The following is a 21,595-nucleotide window of genomic DNA, read 5'->3' as shown; positions in this document are numbered from 1 at the left end:
ACGCTTCAAACGGTCGCCCCACGGGGCGGCCGTTTGAATTTGTGGGACATGGTCGCGCGCTGTTGTGCGACTTATCCCCGCCCTGCTTGCCAAATGTCAGTATCTAGGAATAAATTCCTGCATATTGACGAGGCCAGCCGATGTTTCAGCTCTTTCTATCTGCCCAAGCCATTCCAGCCCTGTCCGCGCCGTCAATCAACACCGGCGCATGCGACGCGGCTATTGCGTTGATTGCGCGCGAAAAACGCATCCCTGTTCGCCTGCTGACCCACCGTTCGCGCTGCCGCATGGGAACGGCCCGGGCCCGGCAATTGGCCATGTATCTCTCGCACGTCATTCTGGGGTGCACCTTGCGTGAAATCGGCGATGCGTTTGGCCGCGATCGGACCACCGTTTCGTATGCCTGTGCGGTCATTGAAGATCTGCGTGACGACCCAGGGTTCGACGAGGACGTGAGTGGGCTTGAGCGCCAGCTCGAGGCACAGCTGGACGCGGGGACCCTTCATGCCCACTGATCAGACCGCAGTGGATCGACTGGCCGCCAGTCGCGACAATGATGGGCAGGCTTTTTTGGGGCCACACCACGTGCAGGCAGCGCAGCGCCTTGAGCGTTTGATCCGGCGCGCCCAGCTCGCGCCAAGACTGACCATGTCCTATGACCCGGCCCGGGTGGGCAGCAAGTCGGGCGGAACCCCCGGGGATATTGCCGATAGCGCCAGTCACGCGCGACAGCGCCTGAACCGTCTGGCCGCGCAACTGCCGCCCGATTGCTGGGGCGTCTTGTTTGATGTGTGCGGGGTGGGCAAGGGCCTGCAGGCCGTCGAGACCGAGCGCCGCTGGCCACGACGCAGCGCCAAGCTGGTATTGCGCATCGGCCTTAGCCAACTCGCCGCACAACTGGGGCTGCTCGAACAAGCGGCCGGCCCGGAACACCTGTCTGCCCGAACCTGGCGCAGCGAACGTCTGCCGATTATCGCGGAAGACTGTTCTTAACTACGTAATGATTGGTAATGATTGGTCATACAAATTGCGTGATAACCGAAATTCATGGGCCACAAATTCTTCTCGATCCAATACCTGCGCGGACTGGCGGCGATACTTGTCCTGGCATCGCACGCCCTTTTGTACCCGCTGGTCGAGCACAATCTCGGCTTTAGCCGCCTGGGGTGGCTCGGGGTCATTCTGTTCTTCGTGATCTCGGGATTCATCATGGTTGTGGTGACCGGGGAAGGGCGCTTTTCAGCCGCCGAATTCCTCCGGCGTCGCTTCATCCGCGTCGTTCCAATGTACTGGATCGCCACCCTGCTGGCGGCTGCGCTGGCGCTTTACGCGCCACAGATATTCAAGACGACGGTCTATGACGGCACCCAGTTGGTATTGTCCCTGCTGTTCATACCCTTCTACAATCCGGTCAGCGGCGGCATTCATCCGCTCTACAAGCTCGGCTGGACACTCAACTATGAGATGTTCTTCTATGTCAGCTTCGCCCTGCTGGCCTTTCTGGGCGCGGGCGCGCGGGTGGTTTGCCTCACCATCGCATTTTCCGCACTGGCGCTGATGGGGCTTATCTTTGAGCCGCAGTCGGCCATTCCTCAATTCTACACCAGCTACATGCCGCTGGCCTTCTGTGCTGGCGCCTGGGTGGGCTTGGCAACCATGCGCGGCAAGATCGGCCAACTCTCGCGAAACGCGATCTATGCAGCTGCCATTGTTGGTCTGATCGCGATGATTGAGGGATTCGCCTGGGGCGCCGAGATTGTCGAGGATGGCTACGCCTTTATCGGCTTCCTGATTTTCGCGACGGCGCTGGTGCTTCTTTTGGTGCGGCTTGAGCCAGTCATGCCACGCATCGGCCTGTTCGAACGCATTGGCGATGCTTCTTATTCCATCTATCTGGTGCACATATATGAGGTGGCGATCCTGTCGGGCATCGCCTTCAAGCTGCTGGACCCTGCAGATATGTTCGCGGACTATCTGGTAGCGGCGGTTTCGATCATCGGCGGCACAACGGCCGGCTGGATGCTCTACCAATGGGGTGAACTGCCGCTGCTGCGCTTTGTCAGCAAGCGGTTCGCGAGCCGCAACAAGCCGCCCGCTGGTCCGGTTACGCCGGCAGCCGCCTAGCGCAGGGCGGCCCCCTCAGACCGGATACGATTGACCATTGCCACCAGCCCGTTGGAACGCTGTGCCGTCAGGTGTTCGCGCAGGCCCAGCTTGTCAAAGATGGCAATGGCATCGGTGTCCGCGATGTCGCCGGCAGGGCGCCCTGAATAGAGTGCCAGGAGAATGGCGACCAGCCCCTGAACGATCATCGCGTCACTCTCGCCGCGATAGCGCAGCACGGTCTGCCCGTCCTGCGCTTCGGTCTCTGCCGATAGCCAGACCTGCGATACGCAGCCATGCACCCGGTTCTCATCGGATTTTTCTGCGTCGCTGAGCTTGGGCAAGGCCTGCCCCAACTCGATCAGATAGCGGTAGCGATCCTCCCAGTCGTCAAGGAAGGACAGGTTCTCGGCGATATCCTGGAAGGCTGCTGGCTCACTCATGCCCCCTATCTAGGGGGCCGGCGCAGCGCTCGCAAGCGACATCGCGGCGGCATCATCGCACATCTAAAGAAAAAGCCCCAAGCACGGGGCAGCGTGCTTGGGGCAGGGCCAGGGTCGTTGGAGTGCGTCACTTGGGGAAGAGACACGAACCCTGGGGTACTTCAGGGCGCCGTAGTGGCGCCGCTTAACCCGCCCAGTCCGGCCGGGGCCGGGGAATGGGGGCCAGACTGCTTGTCGGCATCACATGCATGGGAAGACCGACTGACGGGGAAGACTGCAGCGCTGCGGCAAACACGGCCTTGCCACCAGCGCATGTGATATCTGTGCATTCGATGCGATTGATCTGTTCGCTCACCACTTGAGAACCGGCCGCCATGGCCTGCGCGGCGACGGCATTGCCATCGGGCAGATCAACGCCGGGGCGGATCACCATATAGGCGACGGCAAGCCAAAAAACGGAACGAACGACGACAAACATCTGGTAATCCATAGTTTTCGCAGGGCTTGTATGACCCTGCACAAACCAAGCTACGCCCCGCCTCTTAAGCCGGACTGGGGCAATTCGATAAAATTTGAGGCAATTGCCACGCAGTTTGGCAGCAAGCGAAACACCTTGTTTACGCTAACCCCAGAAAGGCCCCTCTGGACCCATCGCCAAGCCATTGGTGGCCCGAGATTTAAGCTCGCCTTAGCTCTTGGCCGCCAGTGTGGGCTCAACAAGACCCGGAGTTCATCCGGGCCGGGTGGGACGCGTAAATGTCTGACCCGGGGTGCCTCGGCACCGTCACCGCTGGCGTCGTGATAGTGAGTATTGTGTATATGCGTAGCCTCTTCTCTTTTGTCGCAAGCAAAGAGATGCCCCTGGCCGTCGCCGGGTCCGGCAACCGGCCCGAAGTGCTGCGTCGCAAGACGCTGGCCAACAATTCCCGAATTGCGATCGTCACCAGCGCTCTGGTCATGCCGCTGGCCATTTACTGGCTGGTCACCGGCACCGTCCTGCCCTTCATCCTGGCCACAGTGGCGCTGGCGAGCGGCATGACGACACTGGCTTTGCATCAGCGCCAGCTGTTTCAGCAGGCCGTTGCCGGCCAGGTCTATACCTTGCTTGGTCTGGGGCTGCTGCTGACCCTGGCCGATAATCGATTTGCCGATATCGGCATGGCCGTCGCGCTGATGGGGCCCGTGCTGGCCGCGCTGCTCGGCCACACCAGATTGCGCCAGCATAGCTGGATCATGGCAACGGCCATTGTTGCGCTGGGCGCCGTTACCGCCATCATTGGCGTGCCGACCCCGTTCATGCCGTCAGGCATTCTCACGCTGGCATCGGGCATTACCCTGGCCGTCAGCGTCAGCGTGGTCATCCACACTGCCAACCGCATCAACGGGGCATTTGAAGTCTACGACAAGGCCCAGGTCACCGCCTATCGTCACCTGATCGAGCATGTTCAGGATGCAGTCATCCGCTTTTCCAGCAATGGCGAAGTGCTGCTGGCGTCGCGTTCGTCCGAAACGCTGTTTGGTTGCCGTCGCTTTGAGCTGACGGGTAGCGGTCTCGGCGCGCGCATGCATGTGATGGATCGGCCTGCCTATCTGACCGCCTTCGCCGACGCCAATCAGGGCGGGGAGACCCGGCTGATCGAAGTGCGGATGCGTCAGGACGATCCGCATTCCTCGCCGACCGTACCCCGCTTCGTCTGGGTCGAGATCAGCCTGTCCCCGGTCCTTGATCCGGACAATACCGGTGTGCGCCATGAAGTCATCGCGCTGTTCCGTGACATCACCGCACGCAAGGACAACGAAGCGGCCATGATCGAGGCCCACCGGGCCGCCGAGGAAGCGTCCAGCGCCAAGTCGCGCTTCCTGGCCACCATGGGACACGAGCTGCGTACACCGCTCAATGCCATTGTCGGCTTCTCCGAAATGATGAGTACAGGCATTGGGGGTGAGTTGTCGCCGACCCACAGCGAATATGCCGGATTGATCCATCAGAGTGGCAAACATCTGCTCGAGGTTGTCCGCATGCTCCTCGACATGTCGCGCATCGAGGCTGGCAAGTTCGAGCTGCAGAGCGAACCCTTTGAACTGCAGAACATCATCGAGCCGTGCTTTAACATGGTCGAGGCTTTGGCCCAGGAACGCGACGTCCGCCTTGTCAGTAATGTCGAAGACAATTTGCCGACCCTCAATGCCGATGAGCGCGCCTGCCGCCAGATCCTGCTCAACTTGATGTCCAATGCCATCAAGTTCAGCCATCCCGGCAGCACGGTTGTCGTCAACATGAAGCGGCAGGGCCAAAGTTTGAACATGTCCGTGATCGATCAAGGTGTTGGTATGGCCCCTGAGTCGCTTGCCCGTGTTGGTGAAGCCTTCTTCCAGGCGCAGGGCGGCCTTTCCCGGCCATACGAAGGTACCGGGTTGGGGCTGTCGATCGTCAAGGGACTGGTCGAACTGCATGAAGGCACCCTGCGTGCCATGTCCGAGATCGGAGCGGGGACAACAGTGACTGTCTTGCTTCCCATAAACGGTCCAGCAATAAACACCGCAGAGACTGCCACCATCACCCCACTCCACAGAGAACAAGCCGCCGAACGCAGCACCCCATGGCAAGACGAAAAAAGAAAAGCGCAATGACAGCATCCACTCTGACTCACCTGCCGCTGGCTGCAGGAAGCGCTGTCGCGGCCTCGCTGGGTCGCGCAGGCCTATGGGCCCTGTCGCACTATATGAAGGCGCCGCTGGCATCGACCGGTCTGATGGCGCTGGTGACCCTGACCGCACTGGCGGGCAGCAATGCGCTCTATTTCCAGCCCGGCCACCATCCTGCGCCGTTCTTTGCGCCGGCCCAAAGCGGGCAGACCGCAATTGTGGACCCCGTTAGCGCGCCTGAGCCCGCTCCAGCGCCGGCCGAGCGTCTGGCTGTTGTCGCGCCTTTGCCAGCCAATGACACCACAGGCAGCGTTGCAGCGCCGACCCAGCGCATTCCAGAAGCGCCTGTTGGCAATCGAGAAGCCTTTGCCGTCCAGAAGAAACTGACCGAGCTTGGCCTGTTCAACGGTAAGGTCGATGGCTTTTACGGGCCAATGACAGCCAATGCGATCCGGTCGTTTGAAGAGCGCAACGGGCTTGAGCCCACAGGCGCGCTGACGCCCGCCGTCGTGGAGGCAATCCTGGGAGCCGACGCAGCAGGCCGAGTTCCCATGACCCAGCAGGCCGCTCAGATCGCGCCGCGTCCGGCGCCGGTCGCCACCCGCCCTGAACCCGTGCAGCAGGCCGTTGCCCAGCCCGTTCAGCCAGCACCGACCCAGCCAGTTGAGCAGGTGCAGGTGATCGCCCGCCTGCCAACCCTGACGCCAGTCGACAATGCTGTTGATACCGTCGGCAATGCTGCCGCGCAGACCATTGATTCCATTGTTGCGGCAGTTGGTGGCACGCCTGCCGCGCAAGGCACCAGTCCGCGTCCGGCCGTCGCGCTGGGCAGTTCCGCCCAACCCATGCCCAAGCCTGTGCAGGTGGCCTCGCTTGAACCCATGGCGGCCCCGATTGCTGCCCCGGCCACCCCTGCGCCGCAGCAGGTGGCTGGTGTAAGCACTGGTGCGCCAGCCAATGATCAGCAATTGGTCAGCCAGATCCAGCGCGGCCTCGCCAGCCTTGGCTTTTATCATGGCTCCATCGATGGTCAGCCCGGTGACTCAACAGCCCGCGCGATCCGTGAGTTCGAGAATTTCCACAGCTACAAGCTCACCGGTGAGGTAAAGCCTGACCTCGTGAGCCTGCTGCGCAGCGCCGGCGCTTCCATCTAGGTGAGCACGCTCCGTAGCGATATTTGGTGCGGTGTGTTCGTGCGGCGGCACAATGATCTGGGCAATATGTGCGTGGTTTCTCGGCGCGGTGACCCGATCGCCGGCCAGGTCTTTATTGAAGTTGACCATCTCGACGGCACGGTCTCGCTTTATACACCTGCGCCCATGGTCAGTCGCACCGATGACAGCGCGGCTCTGGTGTTTCAGCAGCGTTTCCATCGTAGTTCGGCTGCAGACGTGCGCGATCGCATCGCCCGCGAAGTCGATTTCGATCCCGATCTCTGGGTGCTCAGTCTGGACTTGCGCGGCGACGATGTGGGCATCGATGTCGTCAAATAGCCCACATGTCCTGTTTCCGAGCCGCGCCTAGCTGGCGCGCTTGATGCCGATGCGTGCCAGAGCCTCGATGGCTTGTTCCACCACAGGATTATGCGCTGGTGCAAGGCTAGATGGCGTGCGGCGGCTGGTCTCGGTGAACGGCTTGTATTCTGGCTTGGCCAGTTCGAGCAGGTTCACTTCGCCACGCCAGGCGCTCATCAGATAAGCCATTGCATCCGGTGTGACATTGCCGAACATGGTGGCAAAATCAGCCAGCGCGCGCGAGCGATCATTGTCGTGGCTGGTCGCGTGGATCAGAACCTTGAGCCCGTCATAGGCGCTGCAGCCAAAGGCCCGCAGGATCACGAACAGGGCAGAGCCGGTAACGTCATGGGCGATCTGCCCGCAACGCACTTCATCCAGACCGGTAATCTGGCTGAGCAGCTTGGTGACCTCGGGGCGGCGGTTCTCCGAGAACAGCTTCATCAGCGCCTTGGTCAGCTCGGCATTGGCAACGGTCAACTGTTCGATGGTCTTCTTGATTGGGGCGACAGGGGTTTCGCGATGGGCGAAGGCCTGAATGACCTTGAGACGATCGGTGTCGGAGAGATCAAAGAAGGCCGGGGCCAGCAGGGCCGCGTCGAAATCGGACCGCTTGGCCAGCGACTCGGCGACCATGTGGTCCATCTGCGCCGAACGGGCCAGGGCGCTGAGATAGGCGCCCCGGGGGACAATATGGGTGTTGGAGGCCAGCGCGCGGTAGACCTTGCGCGAGTTCATCTGGAACAGCTTGGCCAGCACCACATTGGAAAGATCGGGGCGGGCGGCAATGGTTGCAGCGCCCGGCACGTCATAGCGCGACACGATGCTGAGCATGGTCTGCTCGGACAACTCCTTGGCGCCATTGAGGAATGTGTTGAGGTCTTCGCCGATATTCTCGACCACCAGACGCTCCAGCGCTGGCGAGAGAACCTCGGCACGACCCAGAATGGCGGCACCCTTTGCCTTGGCCTGCGGGCCGGCAATCGGGAACAGGCGGCTGGCCAGCGCCTCAAACTGTTCCATTTCGGGAGCAGTCGCTTTGCCGCGCCGCGTATAGGCGTCGCACGCCGCAATCAAAAGCGTGTTCGTTCGGTCAATGCCGCCGGTCTCGATCAGCAGTTGAAACGTCTCGTAGGGCTGGAAACCAAGCATTTTATAAGAACCGTCACTTCGGAATCGCATCACATTCGATGTGTACCCACCTTTGCCGCCAATTCGTTAGCAGACTGTTAACCTTGACGATCTCTTAATGGGTTTCGGAAGCACGAGGGGCGTCGTGCTGGCCGATTTGCAACACGAGACGCTGTCCTCAGGGAAAGGGGGAGCGAGTTCAGATGGAGGGCAGCTTGGGAAAGCTCGTCAAATTCGATGGGCGACGGAAGTCGCTTGATACGGGAACAAGAAAACCTGTCGACGCCCAGATCCTGATTTTTACCGGGGTGCGTTATGAACGCGGGACGCCGTCTCTACCTAAGAAGTCTCTCGACCCTCGGCCAAAACGAAAGCGTGGTTGACCGCGTTCGCACAAGCCTGCGCCTGATTACGATTGTCGCGCTGACCGGCCTGCTGGCTGGCTGCATCGCGCGACCTGTCGGCGATTTCGGCCGCGCGCAGCCCAGCTTCACGCATGACACCGCCATGCCTGCGGCCGGCAACGTCATTGCCGGCATGCGCAAAGAGCCCGTGTCCGGCTTCAACAAGACCGACCAGGAAACCGAGATGCACGATCGCGTCTGGCGGTTCCTGATCGCGCCCCATGCCAAGGACTGGCTGTTCGACACCTCGGTCGAACTGCAGCGCACGCGGATCATCCCGCCCAAAGACACCTATTACCAGACCGATCGCTATTACGATTATCTGCGCAAGACGGCCTACCAGTCCTCGCGCACCCGCTACAGCACGGTCGGCGCCAATGTTTCGATCGACAACCAGACACTGCCGACCACCTTTGCCGCCATCTGCGCGGTGATCGCGGTTGATCAGCAGCGCGCTGCCGCCCTGGCCAGCCTGCGCGCCGACCTGCCTGCAAGTGCCTCTGGCGACGTCGCTGCCCGCAAATATGAGAACGACGCCTATATCGCCTGGTTCGTGCGGGCCCTGAACTATCGCTATGACAGCTATGACTTCGCGCTGGACAGCCTGCTGGTGGAGACACCCCATGAGCAGTCACTGACGGTGGATGAGGCGCTGCGGCAGATGTCGGTTTATGTCACCCGCGCCAACCGCCATGATTTTTGCGGCGATGGCACCTCGGGACGCGGCAAGGGTAGTGTCGTGATACCGTCACGCTTCCAAAATAGGGGCGACACCGAGATCGTGCTGCAGAAGTAGCGCCTGCCATTCCGGAGCCCCCCTTGGATACCTCCCCCGTCAAACCCGCCGGATCGCCGGGCGAAGTCTTTGCCGCCTTTCTCAAGCTCGGCGTAACCGCTTTTGGCGGCCCGATTGCCCATCTGGGCTATTTTCGCGACGAACTGGTCTTGCGGCGCAAATGGCTTGATGACGCCGCCTATGCCGATCTGGTGGCGCTGTGCCAGTTCCTGCCCGGGCCGGCCTCCAGCCAGGTCGGCTTCGCGCTGGGCCTGTGGCGGGCAGGGCCCATGGGCGCTCTCGCGGCATGGGCCGCCTTCACCCTGCCATCGGCAGCATTGCTGATCGCCTTTGCCATGGCCGCAAATGCGCTTGATGGCGCTATCGCTCAGGGCGTGCTGCATGGGCTCAAGCTCGTGGCAGTCGCGGTGGTGGCCCAAGCCGTATGGGGCATGGCCCGATCGCTGACACCAGACCGTATCCGCGCCAGCATCGCCGTATTGGCGATTGCCGTCATGGTGCTTGTACCCGGCGCGCTGGGGCAGGTGCTGGCTATTGTGCTGGGTGTGATCGGCGGGCTCTGGCTATGTCGTGATCTGCCGATTCCCGGCTCATCGCCGGTTCATTTCTCCGTCAGTCGCCAGACCGGCTTCATTGCCCTTGTTCTGTTCGCCGTGTTGCTGCTGGGGCTGCCTGTTCTGGCCGGCATGGCCGAGAACCACGCCATGGGGATGATTGACGCCTTTTATCGTGCCGGCTCCCTGGTGTTTGGCGGCGGCCATGTTGTGCTGCCGCTGCTCGAAGCCGAGACAGTGGCGCGGGGCTGGCTGACCGCCGACAGCTTTACTGCCGGCTATGGCGCGACCCAGGCCGTGCCCGGTCCGCTCTTCACCTTCGCTGCCTATCTGGGCGCCGCCCAAACCCCCATGCCCAATGATATTGGCGGCGGCCTGATTGCACTGCTTGCGATCTTCGCGCCGGGTTTTTTGCTGCTGGTGGGCGTGCTGCCCTTCTGGAACACAGTGCGCACGCGTCCGCTAGCGCAAGCCGGGATGCGGGGCGCCAATGCTGCCGTGGTCGGTATTTTGGGCGTCGCACTCTACAATCCCGTTTTCACCAGCGCCGTGCTGGGACCGATCGACTTTGCTCTGGCCGTCGCAGGCATTGTATTGCTGGTCGCCTGGAAGGCACCCCCATGGGTGGTGGTGCTGGCGCTGGCCGTGAGCGGCGGGGTGCTGGGTGGCCTTGGCATGGTGGCAGTCTAGCACCGCCATGGACCCAGCCCTGTTCATCAAAAGCTTCATACTGGGCCTGGCTATCGCCGCGCCGCTGGGTCCAATTGGCGCGTTGTGCATCAATCGCACGCTTGAGCGCGGTTTCTGGGCTGGCATGGTTGGCGGTCTGGGCACCGCTTTGGCCGACGCACTCTATGCCACGCTGGCTGCGCTGGGTTTTGCCGCTTTTGCGGCGCTGCTGAGCCATGTCGACGGCCCCATGCGGTTGGTGGGCGGGATGTTCATGATCTGGCTGGGCTGGCGGAGCATGAGGCCCAAACCGGCATCAAAGGCGGCCCGTATTGGCGCCGGGGACCTGCTGGGCACCCTTTTGGCGACCTTCATGCTCACGCTGACCAGTCCACTGACCATTGTCTCGTTTACCGCCATCTTTGCCGGGCTGGGACTGGCCAATGATGCGCGGGACGGCGGCGCCGTCATGGTCGTTGCCGGTATTTTCCTCGGCTCGCTGTGCTGGTGGGTCCTGCTCAGCGGCGGCGTGGCGCTGGCCCACAAGCGTCTGCCAGCCGGTTTTGCAGGCTGGGTCGCAGGACTGTCCGGATTGGTGCTGAGCGGCTTTGGCGTTCTGGCCATCAGTTCTCTGGCGTGGATGGGCTAGTTCACCGGCGCAAAACGGTTCAATCTCCGCCCAGTCATGTCTGAAGGGGGACGATCATGCATTCGGGATCCTGCCTGTGTGGCGCCGTGCAGTTCAGCGTTGCGGGCGACTTGCCCGAGGCATCTGCCTGTCACTGCACCATGTGCCGCAAACACACCGGACACTACGAAGCCGGTGTCGATGTGCCACGAGCATCGCTAACTGTGACAGGCGACGACAAGATCAACTGGTTCAAATCATCGGACAAGGTGCGGCGCGGCTTTTGTGCTGTGTGTGGATCCTCGCTGTTCTTTGATCCGGTCCACCTCGACTGGATCGGCATCATGATGGGGGCGTTTGACGGCCCGGCCGGCACCAAGCTGGCCCTGCACATCTTCGTGGCCGACAAGGGTGACTATTACGAAATCGCCGATGGCCTACCGCAGAACGCACAATAGCGGCGACCCGGAGAAAAATACCAGAGGCCCGTGGCTGCGCGATTTGACCTGTCTCAATTGCGTTTGAGTAAAACGGCATATTGTAGCGGTACGGGATGGACCGGCTTTTGTCGGAACGTGCGTGTTCCTGAGGCGTTTCCTTCGTGGCGATTCAGACGCGGAACGCCCCAATCCCCTTTGCCGTTCAAATGCTGGAGATCGATATGTACACCTTTAACAAGACCCTGGCCGATACCACGTTCGAGGCCGCCATCGATCGCACCAGGGCGGCGCTTGCCGATAAGGGCTTTGGTGTGCTCACGGAGATCGACGTGCAGAAGACCATGAAGGCCAAGCTTGATGAGACCATTCCGGGCTATGTGATCCTTGGTGCCTGCAATCCGAAAATGGCTTTTGAGGCGCTTAAGCTGGAGCCTCGGGTCGGGGCCATGTTGCCCTGCAATGTTATCGTCCGCGAACTGGACAATGGCGGCGTTGAAGTCAGTGCGATTGACCCTGTTGCATCCATGAGCGCCATCGAGAACGCGCAGTTGCAGTCGGTGGCAGGGCAGGTCCGACAGATGCTGTCCGATGTTGTCGAAGCACTCTGACCGCTGGGGCCTAGCTTAGGTAAAGACCTGACATCATTTGTTTTCAAGCGTTCATCGTTCTGCAATGGCGCAGGGCGATGATACATTGTGACGTCTGTTCAGTAATAAACGGGAAAGCCTACGCGCCTTAACAGAATGAATTCCGCAACGGAATTTATTATGCAGGGTCTCACTAGGAGATCCAAGATGCGCGTAATGGTCGTTGAAGACAACAGCTCCAACCTCGCCGTTATCTGCCAGCTGGTCGGTCGGCTGGAGCACGTTCAGTGCACCGGTTTTGCGGACTCGCTGGACGCCCTGGCAGCACTGTCCGAATCCGTGTGGGATCTGGTCATCGTCGACTACCTCATGCCGGGCATGAATGGGCTGGAACTGATCCAGGAGATGCGTGCAACGGCGATGCACACCCATGTGCCCGTGGTCATGATCACTGCGGACCGCGATCGTGCCCTGCGGCTGCAGGCCATTGCAGCTGGCGCTACTGACTTCCTGACCAAGCCGGTCGATCCGTTTGAATTGCGGGCCCGGGTGACAAACCTGCTGGATTTGCGTCAGGCCCAGAATGCGCTCGCCAAGCGCAGCGAAGACCTGCAGGTGCGGGTGGACCGCGCCACGCGCCATTTGCAGGAGCGGGAAGAGGAAGTGGTGTTCCGGCTGGCGCGCGCCATCGAGTTTCGCGACGGGGAGACCGGTCAGCATATTGAGCGCGTCGCCCAGATTTCGCAGTTCATCGCAGAAGAAATGCAGCAGAGCGAAGCCTTTGCCCGCACGCTGGCTCTGGCTGCGCCACTGCACGATGTCGGCAAGATTGGTGTGCCCGACGCTATTCTCAACAAGCCAGGCCGGCTGACCGATGAAGAGTTCGACATCATGCGCACCCATGCGGCGATCGGTGCAGAAATTCTCTCTGGTGGCAGTTCAGATCTGGTCCAGATGGCCGCCATTGTAGCGCTGGGCCACCATGAACGGTGGGACGGCAAAGGCTACCCCAATGGTCTTGCCGGCGACGCGATTCCCCTGGCCGCGCGTATCACTGCAGTCGCCGACGTGTTCGACGCGCTATGCAGCGAGCGCCCTTACAAGAAGGCCTGGCCGGTCAACCAGGCGCGCGCCGAAATCAATCGGTGCGCAGGTAGCCAGTTTGATCCCAACTGCGTAGCCGCCTTCGAGCGCGCCTGGGGGCGGATCGCGCCGCTCACGGCCGCCGCCAAGCTTCAGACCGCAGCCTGAGAACAGCCCATGCACACCCGTCTCACCACCCTCGCCATTGCCTTTGTCGCGTTCGCTGCGGTGCCTTCCCAGGCTGTGCCGCTGCAAACGCCTCAAGGGCCGGTGTTGCTGACCGTCACCGGCAACATCGCTCACACCAATGCAACTGGCCGCGCAGAGTTTGATCGCGCCATGCTTGATGCATTGCCGCAGCATACCACAACCGCCACCACGCCCTGGTATGACACCGCGCAGAGCTTTACCGGGCCAGAAGCCCTGGCCTTGCTCGAACTGGTCGGCGCCAGCGGCACCACCGTGACCGTCACGGCGCTGAACGACTATTCGGCTGATATCCCCTTCGCGGATTTCGAGAACTACCGCATCATACTTGCCAACCAGATTGACGGGCAGCCGCTATCGGTGCGTGACAAGGGGCCGTCCTTTGTCATCTACCCCTTCGACCAGGACGAAGAACTTTACAACGAAGTTATCTTTGGTCGCTCCGTCTGGCAGGTCACCTCGATCGCGGTGAAATAGGCATGGCTGGCAAGGCGATAAAACTTCGGCGCAAAGTGACGCGGCGGATCGGGTGGAGCATCATTGTGCTCATCGTGGCCAGCGCGATCATGCTGGCATCGGTGATCTGGCTGGTTTTCGGCATTGATGAGCGCCAGAATGCGCAGGCGCAAAGTGTGCGCGAGGACGCCGTATGGGCCGCCTATCAGGTCGATCGTGAAACCTCACGTCTCATTGAAGCGGCCATGCATGCCAAGGTCGACAGCACCGTGGATGAGCTGCTGCTGCGGTTCGACCTGCTCTATAGCCGTATTGGCCTGCTGGGCGGCGGTAGTTATGCAATAGTCTTTGGTGCCGGGTCTGACGTCGGCGACAGCGCGCGCGCAGTAAGCGATCAGGTGCTCGCTCTTACCCCTGAACTGGATGCACTGGCCACCAATCCAGAGCAGTTGGCGACCCGTATTGATGCGATAATCGCCGCCGCGACCGAATTGCGCAGCGCCACAGGCAGCTTGATCGTCGCGGCCAATGCTGCAGTGGGAGAAATCCGCGTCAATGAGCGCGAAGCGACCATGCAGGCCTATGTTCATATCGGCTTGGCAATGGCAGCGCTCACCATAGGGTTGATCCTGACTGTCGTCATGCTGGCGCTGCAACTGGCGCATCTTTCGCGCAATGGTCGCGAGGTCGAACTGCTCAGCCAGAAGAACGCACGGGCGGCCCGCGCCGCGCGGGCGGCCAGCGAAGCCAAATCCATCTTTCTGACCACGATGAGCCACGAAATCCGCACTCCGCTCAACGGCATTATCGGCATGGCCGACGTGCTGGCCGACACCCCGCTTGATACCGAGCAGGCCGAGCAGGTGGGCGTGATCCGCCAGTCCGGTGACATGCTGCTCGACCTGATCAATGACGTGCTCGACTTCTCCAAGCTTGAGGCTGGTGCCATCCAGTCACAGCCCCAGCACTTCGCGCTGGCCGAGGTGATGGAATTTGTGCGCAACATGATGGCGCCTCGGGCAAAGGCCGCGCAGCTGCAGTTCAGCTTTTCCTATCCCGATGTCACCCTCACCGCTGATCCGGCGAAGCTGCGCCAGGTGCTGGTCAATCTGGTTGGCAATGCCCTCAAATTTACCGAGCATGGTGCGGTCAGCATCGTTGCCACGATCGCCGACGGCGTGCTGCGCTGTCGGGTGGAGGACACCGGACCGGGCATTGCAGCAGGCGATGTGCGCCACCTGTTCAAGCAGTTCAGCCAGCTCGATAGCTCCAGCACCCGCGTGCACGGCGGCTCCGGGCTTGGACTGGCGATCTGTCGGGGGCTGGTCGAGGCTGTCGGCGGCCAGATCGGCGTCGACAGCACGCCCGGCCATGGCAGCAATTTCTGGTTCACGCTGCCCGTTTCGGCCGTCGAGGCGCACGAGCAGCAACCGGATCTGGCCGCCATGCCGCTGGAAACCCTGCCGGGCCTGTCACCGAGCCGACGCGAGCCGGCCGCCAGAACCGGGCGGGTGCTGATTGTCGATGACAATGCCATCAACCGTCAGGTTGCCGGGGCTCTGGTCAAAAAGATGGGGCTGCAGCCGGTCTACGCCCATAATGGCGAAGAGGCCATTGATGCGATCGCCATGGGTGGCCTGGATCTGGTGCTGATGGACATGCAGATGCCCGTGCTCGACGGCGTCACCGCGACCAGTCATGCCCGCGCTCTGGGGTTCAACGTGCCCATTGTCGGGCTGACCGCCAATGCGATGACCGAGGACCGGCAGGCCTGCGCCCGCGTGGGCATGGACGATTTCATCGCCAAGCCGGTAACCCGCGCCAAGCTCGAGGCCACCCTGTCGCCATTGCTGCACCAGCTAGAGAACCGCCCGCTCGATCTGACCCCCAGCGATATCGATCAGGACTACCAGAAAACCCTGATCGAAGAGCTGGGTCCCGACAGCTTCAGGCAGCTTGAGGTGCAGTTCAAGACCGATGCCGTGCACTTGGTTGATCGCGCCATTGTCGCACTCGGTCAGAGCGATGAATTCGCGCTCAAGAGTGCCCTGCATACGCTCAAGGGCGCCGCGCTGGCACTGGGCTATTCGGCAATCGCTGCCAGGGCCGATGATCTTGGTGCCGGTCCGCTCGATCGCGAGCAACTCGAAACGCTCCGGCGCGATGCGGCCTGAGCTGCATGTAGTCTGACATGCTGTAATTTTGCGGCGCCCGTGCAAATATATGCATGGGTAGGATATTGGTAACGCTGTGCGCATTTGACGAGCTTAAATGCAGATAAGCGACTGTATTTCCCCAATACTGGTCCGCCATTAAATATTGCTTCGGACAATCTGCTTACAACGAAAGGCTTGAACAGGGACGCGCCAAGAATGGCGGTGACGGAATAGATGAAGACTGAGCGCGGGCCAGAAGGCCAGACAGCCGCATCCGTTTCAACGGTCGATTCTGTGAGCGTACAGAAGAGTTTAGCCGAGCACATCGCCGTTGCTTACCGGCCCCTGCATCGTGGCTTTCTGATTGCCACGATGGCCTACTATTCCTTCGTCACCTTCGCCCACTTTCCCGATGAGAGCGGCATCACACTTGTGGTTATGGCGTCCATCTCGGCGGCGACGGCGCTTTATTCCGTTTTGCTCTGGCGCATTGTCGAAACCCGTCAACTATCCGTCGGCGGGCTGGAACTCCTCAATGGTGTCCTGCATCTGCTGATGCTGCTCAACGTGCTGGCCTATCAGCTGGCGCACTACGAACCGGCCAAAATGGTCTACTTTCCCCTTCTGGCTGTGGCCTTTGCCATGTCGTCGGTGACCCAGCGTTCCGTCCTGATCAGTGTTGCCGCTGCGCTGGGCTCAATGCTGCTGGTTGCGCGGAGCAGCGAACCCGCCAGCTTTGGACCCTACATCTTTATCGCGATCGCCTCGGCGGTGACCTGTATCGGGCTCTCCACCCTGCTGCGCGGCGTGGTGCAGCGCGAGGTGACGGCGCGCATTCGCAGCGAAGCGGCGCAATTGGCCACGCTCGAGCTGTCCGAAAAGAGCGCCCGTTTGGCCAATATAGATTTTCTGACCGGTCTGCCCAATCGCCGCCACTTCATGCAGATGCTCACCGATATGGTCGAGCAGGCCGACGGGGTTGTGGTGTGCATTGTCGATCTCGATGGCTTCAAGGGCATCAATGATGCCTATGGCCACGCCGCTGGCGATCAGGTGCTGGTCGAAGTGGCGCGCCGACTGCAGGGGGATGGCCGGCTCAAGCCAGTCGTGGCCCGCATTGGCGGCGACGAGTTCGGCATCCTGCTGCCCGGCAAGCCTGACGCTGAGATTTTGCAGGGTTGGTCGCAAATGCTGATCACCCAGCTCAAGCAGCCCTTCTATCTCGATGCCGCGGTCGCCCGACTGGGCGGTTCACTGGGCATCGCGGAATCGCTTGAGGGTGATTCCGCTGAAACCATTCTCGACCGTGCCGACTACGCCGCCTATGAGGCCAAGCACCATCACAAGGGTGGCCTTGTCGTCTTTGGCGAACAACACCAGGCCACGATCAGCCACACCCACAAGATTGAACGAGCGCTGCTGCAGGCCAGCTTCGAGCATGAACTCGTGCCGGTGTTTCAGCCCATCATCAATATCGCGACGGGCAGGCCTGAAAGCTATGAGGCGCTGGCGCGCTGGCACAGTCCCGAGCTGGGCCAGGTGTCGCCGGCCAGCTTCATCCCGATCGCCGAACGGCTGGGCCTGATCCCGCGCATTACCCAGTGCATGGTGCGCCATGCGCTCGATCTGGCGGCCAAACTGCCCGATCAGCAGCGTGTCTCGGTCAATCTCTCAATGCACGATCTAGCCTCGGCCGATGCGATGTACAATCTCTCGGCCATTCTGGCAGCATCTGATCTCAAGCCCTGCCGCATCGATTTCGAGATTACCGAAACCGCAGTGATGCACGATAGCCAGGAGGCCACCACGGCGCTAAACGTGCTGCTGGCCCATGGCGCGCGCATCTCGCTTGATGACTTCGGTACTGGACATTCCAGCCTGTCGCGCGTGCAGACGCTGCCGCTGAACCGGATCAAGATCGATCAGTGTTTTGTCGCCAATGTCGAAACCAGTCGGGCCAGCCAGGCCATCGTCAAGACCACACTCGATCTGTGCCAGAACCTGGGTATTTCCTGCGTGGTTGAAGGCACCGAGACGGCAGAGCAGATTGCCGCTCTGCGGGCGCTGGGCGCGACCATGTTCCAGGGTTATTATTTCAGCCGCCCGGTCAGCGCCGCCGTCGTGCTTGAGGGTCAGAGCAAGAAGTCGCGCTCCTCAGCTGCCTGATCGATCGGCCCGATTGCCGCAACCGGTTTGAGCCAGCACATCGGCGAAGCGGGCGCGCATGGCCTGATGGGGCGGCAGCAGGCGCACCAGCGCGAAGATGTTGTCATCATCGGACTCCACCACCAGCAGGCCTTCGGCCACATCAAGCTGCTGCTGCGCGAGCAGGCGGGTTTGCGCGGCATTGAAAATGCCCATTTCCAGCGTTTGGCCGATGCCATCGCGATTGGTGGTCGAATAGGTCACCACGCCGGCCTCGTTGTAGATCGCAACCGACCAGTATGCCTCGGGCAGCACGCCGCTGATATAGCCGGGGCCCTTGGCCAGATCGAGCTGACACACCCCGTAGATCACCTCGGGGTCAAGGCCGAGTGGGTTGGGTTCGCCAGGCGCGATCTGCGGCAGGATGGTGACGCGATCAACCGCATCAATGGCCGCGATGCGGGTCCACACGGTGTCCTCATCGAGCCGGGGCAGGGTGAGGATGACGATGATGTGGATGATGCCGCCCAGCAGCACGCCTCCAGCCAGCCAGAGCAAAAGCCGCATCATGAACAATTGCCCCGGATAATGGTGGGCATGGATTCATCACTCGAAAAGCCCGAGAACACGGCGGTGTCGTACAGGGTCAGCACCAGGCTGAACGGCCCCGATCCGGTCAGCTCGAGCCAGTTGCCCGGCATCAGCGATGTGCCGATGCCGATCTCGATAGAGCCATCATTGAGCCGTGCCAGACCCGAGGAACGCATGGTCATCTGCGTGTCGGGTGCCGCGATGTTGCGCCCTTGTGCATCAAGCGCCACCAGTGTCCAGGCCGTCGCCAGCGGCGTATTGCCCTTGACCCGGTAGCTGCATTCTCTCGTCAGTGGCTGCTCGTCACCATCCACGCTGGCGCTGAAACGCAGCCCTTCGGCTTGCCCGAGCTGCAGCGTGGCCTCGCGCGCCAACAGGCCGCGCGTATAGGGATTGGGGGCATCGGAGCCGACATCTGGCCAGGCGGTCCAGGGGCCCACCTGCACAGCGCCAAACAGGCGGCCATCGGTCAGCGCATAATAGCTCAGGCCGAACCCCACGCTGAGCGCAACGGCAATCATCATCAGCAGATAGAGGACAAAGCGCACGGTCTAGCGGCTCTGGTTGAAAATCGGCATGGGCAACACGGACCTGCGCGGAGTGGCTGGCTTTAGCCTATAGCAAGGGGCCGGGGCGGGCGGAAGGGTCGATGCACTGATCAGCCCAGATCATCCATGCTCACACCAAGCGCCTCTGCCAGCTTGCCGCGCGTCGCGACCGAGCCAGTCTTGCGGCCTGCCGCGATATCGGCGATCTGAACACGGTTCACGCCCGATTGTGCGGCCCGTGAGGACTGATTGTGGCCCCGCTACACTGTAGTCAAAGCCTACAGTTCTTCGACGGCTGCGGGCAGTGGGGCGCTGGCTTCGGTGGTGATGCTGCCTGTTTCGCGCTCGGCTTTGAACATATTGGCCAGAATCACCAGCTTGCGCGCAGCTTCCGGGGTCAGGCTCGGTGGGCGTTCGAGAATGTCCGTATCGGTTCCATCGGCATCAGCGTCGGCAATGATGGTCTGCTCGGGCACAAAATCGACCCCGAACACCGGTTTGATGTCGATATTGGTGTGGGCATAAGCCATGAATTTCTGCCACGCCATGGCGGGCAGATTACCGCCGGTCAGATTATTGGTGGGGTGATAGTCGTCATTGCCGAACCACACCGCCGCAACGTAATTGCCGGTAAAGCCACAGAACCAAGCATCGCGATATGATGAGGTGGTGCCGGATTTGCCAAGGGCCGGGACACCGGGCACCTGTGCGCGCCGTCCGGTGCCACCGGTGACCACGCCGCGCAGCATGTAATTCATGTTGGCGACGGTGGTTTCGCTCAGAATGCGTTCACGCGGCGCATCGGGGTCCAGGTCAAAGACCGGATCGCCACTCAGCGTGGTCATGCGGGTAATGCCGAAGGCCGGGGTCTTGTAACCGTCATTGGCCAGCACCGCATAGGACGATGTCATATCCAGCACCGAAACCGAAGCCACGCCCAGCGCCAGCGAGCGGGTGACGGGATAATCGGCCTGCAGCCCCATGCGGTGGCTGAGCGCGGCAATGGTATCGCGACCCGTCTTGATCGACAGGGTCACCGGCACGGTATTGAGTGACTGCGAAAAGGCGCTGGCCAGGGTGACGGTGCCCTTATAGCTGCGGCCATAATTCTGCGGGCACCAGTCGCCAATACATACCGGTCGATCGGTGATCATATCGCTGGGGGTCAGCCCCAATTGCTCGAACGCCTCGGAATATACGAAGATCTTGTAGGCCGAGCCGGGCTGGCGCGTGGACACAATGGCGCGGTTGAACTGGCTCTTGCCGTAATCAGTGCCGCCCACCATGGCGCGAATGGCGCCCTTGGTATCGGTGACCACCATGGCGGCCTGTTCGACATCATACTGCTCGGCGCCCTCGCGCACGGTCGAAATCACCGCTTCTTCTGCATATTTCTGCAGCGTGGTGTCGATGGTGGTGCGCACGACAAAATTATTGGTGGTGTGATTGCGCGCCTCGATCAGCTTCTTGGCTTCGACAAAAGCCCAATCAAGGAAGTAGTTCGGCGAATTGGCATCTGCCACCCGGTCGATCGGGGTCGCCGGATGTCGCCGCGCGGCGGTCACCTGACCTTCGGTCAGAAAGCCGGCCGCGACCAGATTGCTGAGCACCAGATTGGCGCGACCACGGGCAGCCGCCAGATCGACATGGGGTGCATAGCGGGTAGGGGCCTTGAACAGGCCCGACAGCATGGCCGCCTCGGCCAGGCTGATATCCTGCACCTTCTTGCCGAAATAATAGTCGGACGCCGCCACCACGCCGAAATTGCCGCCGCCCATATAGGCGTTGTCAAAGTAGAGCTTGAGGATTTCGTCCTTGGAATAGTGCCACTCCAGCCAGACCGCCAGGAACGCCTCGATCACCTTGCGCTCGATGGTGCGTTCCGAACTCAGGAACAGGTTCTTGGCCAATTGCTGGGTGATCGATGAGCCGCCCTGGGTGCCACTGTCACCGCCGGCATTACTCACGATGGCGCGCAGCGTGCCCACCACGTCGATGCCGAAATGGTCATAAAAGCGCCGGTCTTCGGTCGCCAGCGTCGACTTGATCAGATAGTCGGGCATATCGGCCAGCGCCACCGAATCGTCCGATCGAATGCCCCGGCGGCCGATTTCGGCGCCATAGCGATCCAGAAACACCACCGAATAGTCTTCGGCCTTGTTGAACTCGCCTGTCGCGGTGGCATCAAAGGCCGGCACCGCCAGCGCCACCATCAGCACACAGCCAATCGCAAAGAAGGACAGACCGTCCGAAACGATCTCCACGAACAGCCGCTTGAAGCCGCTGACATGGAAAATCGACATGAAATCCTGGAAGCGCGTCCAGCCTCGGCCCAGCGACTGGCCGAACTCATAGAGTGAGGAATCAAGCCACGCATCGGCCGCCAGCATGCTGGAGGTCTTCTTGCGCTTTTCCTTGGTATAGAACGGATCCTGCACGGATTTCCCCGGTTGGCACTCACAGACTGTTGTCCGCAACCCAGCGCCAATGCAAC

21 protein-coding genes are annotated in these 21,595 nt (G+C 61.3%); 15 read left to right on the top strand and 6 right to left on the bottom strand.

Going from position 1 to position 21,595, the window contains the following annotated elements; all coding sequences use genetic code 11:
* Positions 1 to 140 precede the first annotated feature (140 nt).
* Genes KD146_RS10660 through KD146_RS10650 form a run of 3 tightly spaced genes read left to right on the top strand, consistent with a single transcriptional unit; the run spans position 141 to position 2,124 of the window.
* Positions 141 to 515 (top strand): helix-turn-helix domain-containing protein, encoded by a 375-nt coding sequence (locus tag KD146_RS10660; RefSeq protein WP_249327642.1) that lies wholly within the window; start codon positions 141 to 143, stop codon positions 513 to 515.
* Positions 505 to 993 (top strand): DUF6456 domain-containing protein, encoded by a 489-nt coding sequence (locus tag KD146_RS10655; RefSeq protein WP_212658646.1) that lies wholly within the window; start codon positions 505 to 507, stop codon positions 991 to 993. The genes KD146_RS10660 and KD146_RS10655 overlap by 11 nt, the downstream gene beginning before the upstream one ends.
* Positions 994 to 1,047: 54 nt before the next feature.
* Positions 1,048 to 2,124, top strand: coding sequence for an acyltransferase family protein (locus tag KD146_RS10650; RefSeq protein WP_212658645.1), 1,077 nt, complete (start codon positions 1,048 to 1,050; stop codon positions 2,122 to 2,124).
* Here the strand turns inward: KD146_RS10650 and KD146_RS10645 are convergent.
* Positions 2,121 to 2,546, bottom strand: coding sequence for a SufE family protein (locus KD146_RS10645; RefSeq protein ID WP_212658644.1), 426 nt, complete (start codon positions 2,544 to 2,546; stop codon positions 2,121 to 2,123). The two genes, KD146_RS10650 and KD146_RS10645, sit on opposite strands and share 4 nt — an antisense overlap.
* A 184-nt stretch (positions 2,547 to 2,730) precedes the next feature.
* Positions 2,731 to 3,024 (bottom strand): hypothetical protein, encoded by a 294-nt coding sequence (locus KD146_RS10640; RefSeq protein WP_212658643.1) that lies wholly within the window; start codon positions 3,022 to 3,024, stop codon positions 2,731 to 2,733.
* Between the two features lie 377 nt (positions 3,025 to 3,401).
* On the opposite strand from KD146_RS10640, the gene KD146_RS10635 reads away from it, so the two are divergent.
* From KD146_RS10635 to KD146_RS10625, 3 genes are read left to right on the top strand one after another with little or no spacing between them, the layout of a single operon-like run.
* Positions 3,402 to 5,177: a PAS domain-containing sensor histidine kinase gene (locus tag KD146_RS10635; protein WP_212658642.1), complete on the top strand. Its 1,776-nt coding sequence runs from the start codon at positions 3,402 to 3,404 to the stop codon at positions 5,175 to 5,177.
* Positions 5,174 to 6,346 carry a peptidoglycan-binding domain-containing protein gene (locus tag KD146_RS10630; RefSeq protein WP_212658641.1) on the top strand — a complete coding sequence of 391 codons (1,173 nt, stop codon included), beginning with the start codon at positions 5,174 to 5,176 and terminating at the stop codon, positions 6,344 to 6,346. Before KD146_RS10635 ends, KD146_RS10630 begins: the two co-directional genes overlap by 4 nt.
* A complete protein-coding gene (locus KD146_RS10625; protein WP_212658640.1) occupies positions 6,347 to 6,685 on the top strand; it encodes a DUF1491 family protein in 339 nt (112 codons plus the stop codon).
* Positions 6,686 to 6,712: 27 nt separating this feature from the next.
* Here KD146_RS10625 and KD146_RS10620 read toward each other — a convergent pair whose 3' ends face one another.
* Complete coding sequence (locus KD146_RS10620; RefSeq protein ID WP_212658639.1) at positions 6,713 to 7,858, bottom strand: DUF2336 domain-containing protein; 1,146 nt, start codon at positions 7,856 to 7,858, stop codon at positions 6,713 to 6,715.
* Positions 7,859 to 8,212: 354 nt separating this feature from the next.
* Between KD146_RS10620 and KD146_RS10615 the strand changes: the two genes are divergently transcribed.
* From KD146_RS10615 to KD146_RS10575, 9 genes are all read left to right on the top strand, one after another.
* Positions 8,213 to 9,037 carry a hypothetical protein gene (locus tag KD146_RS10615; protein ID WP_212658638.1) on the top strand — a complete coding sequence of 275 codons (825 nt, stop codon included), beginning with the start codon at positions 8,213 to 8,215 and terminating at the stop codon, positions 9,035 to 9,037.
* 23 nt (positions 9,038 to 9,060) lie between these two features.
* Complete coding sequence (gene chrA / locus KD146_RS10610) at positions 9,061 to 10,281, top strand: chromate efflux transporter (protein WP_212658637.1); 1,221 nt, start codon at positions 9,061 to 9,063, stop codon at positions 10,279 to 10,281.
* 7 nt (positions 10,282 to 10,288) lie between these two features.
* Complete coding sequence (locus tag KD146_RS10605; RefSeq protein WP_212658636.1) at positions 10,289 to 10,909, top strand: LysE family translocator; 621 nt, start codon at positions 10,289 to 10,291, stop codon at positions 10,907 to 10,909.
* Between the two features lie 56 nt (positions 10,910 to 10,965).
* Entirely contained in the window at positions 10,966 to 11,346 is a 381-nt protein-coding gene (locus tag KD146_RS10600; protein WP_212658635.1) for a GFA family protein, read from the top strand.
* Positions 11,347 to 11,549: 203 nt separating this feature from the next.
* Positions 11,550 to 11,936 (top strand): DUF302 domain-containing protein, encoded by a 387-nt coding sequence (locus tag KD146_RS10595; protein WP_212658634.1) that lies wholly within the window; start codon positions 11,550 to 11,552, stop codon positions 11,934 to 11,936.
* A 186-nt stretch (positions 11,937 to 12,122) separates the two neighbouring features.
* Positions 12,123 to 13,166: an HD domain-containing phosphohydrolase gene (locus KD146_RS10590; RefSeq protein ID WP_212658633.1), complete on the top strand. Its 1,044-nt coding sequence runs from the start codon at positions 12,123 to 12,125 to the stop codon at positions 13,164 to 13,166.
* Between the two features lie 9 nt (positions 13,167 to 13,175).
* Entirely contained in the window at positions 13,176 to 13,682 is a 507-nt protein-coding gene (locus KD146_RS10585; protein WP_212658632.1) for a putative pterin-binding protein, read from the top strand.
* Positions 13,683 to 13,747: 65 nt separating this feature from the next.
* Entirely contained in the window at positions 13,748 to 15,835 is a 2,088-nt protein-coding gene (locus KD146_RS10580) for an ATP-binding protein (RefSeq protein ID WP_212658631.1), read from the top strand.
* A gap of 276 nt (positions 15,836 to 16,111) precedes the next feature.
* A complete protein-coding gene (locus KD146_RS10575) occupies positions 16,112 to 17,983 on the top strand; it encodes a putative bifunctional diguanylate cyclase/phosphodiesterase (RefSeq protein WP_212658630.1) in 1,872 nt (623 codons plus the stop codon).
* Here the strand turns inward: KD146_RS10575 and KD146_RS10570 are convergent.
* From KD146_RS10570 to KD146_RS10560, 3 genes are all read right to left on the bottom strand, one after another.
* The gene (locus tag KD146_RS10570) at positions 17,972 to 18,532 is read right to left on the bottom strand and encodes a DUF1254 domain-containing protein (protein ID WP_212658629.1); all 561 of its coding nucleotides are present in this window, start codon (positions 18,530 to 18,532) and stop codon (positions 17,972 to 17,974) included. The two genes, KD146_RS10575 and KD146_RS10570, sit on opposite strands and share 12 nt — an antisense overlap.
* Positions 18,529 to 19,101 carry a DUF1214 domain-containing protein gene (locus tag KD146_RS10565; protein ID WP_212658628.1) on the bottom strand — a complete coding sequence of 191 codons (573 nt, stop codon included), beginning with the start codon at positions 19,099 to 19,101 and terminating at the stop codon, positions 18,529 to 18,531. The genes KD146_RS10570 and KD146_RS10565 overlap by 4 nt, the downstream gene beginning before the upstream one ends.
* Before the next feature lie 278 nt (positions 19,102 to 19,379).
* Complete coding sequence (locus KD146_RS10560; protein WP_212658627.1) at positions 19,380 to 21,539, bottom strand: transglycosylase domain-containing protein; 2,160 nt, start codon at positions 21,537 to 21,539, stop codon at positions 19,380 to 19,382.
* Positions 21,540 to 21,595 lie beyond the last annotated feature (56 nt).

Origin of the sequence: Devosia litorisediminis (genome assembly GCF_018334155.1) — a bacterium.
Classification (GTDB): Bacteria; Pseudomonadota; Alphaproteobacteria; order Rhizobiales; family Devosiaceae; genus Devosia; species Devosia litorisediminis.
This window is presented reverse-complemented; position numbering and strand designations above follow the sequence as displayed.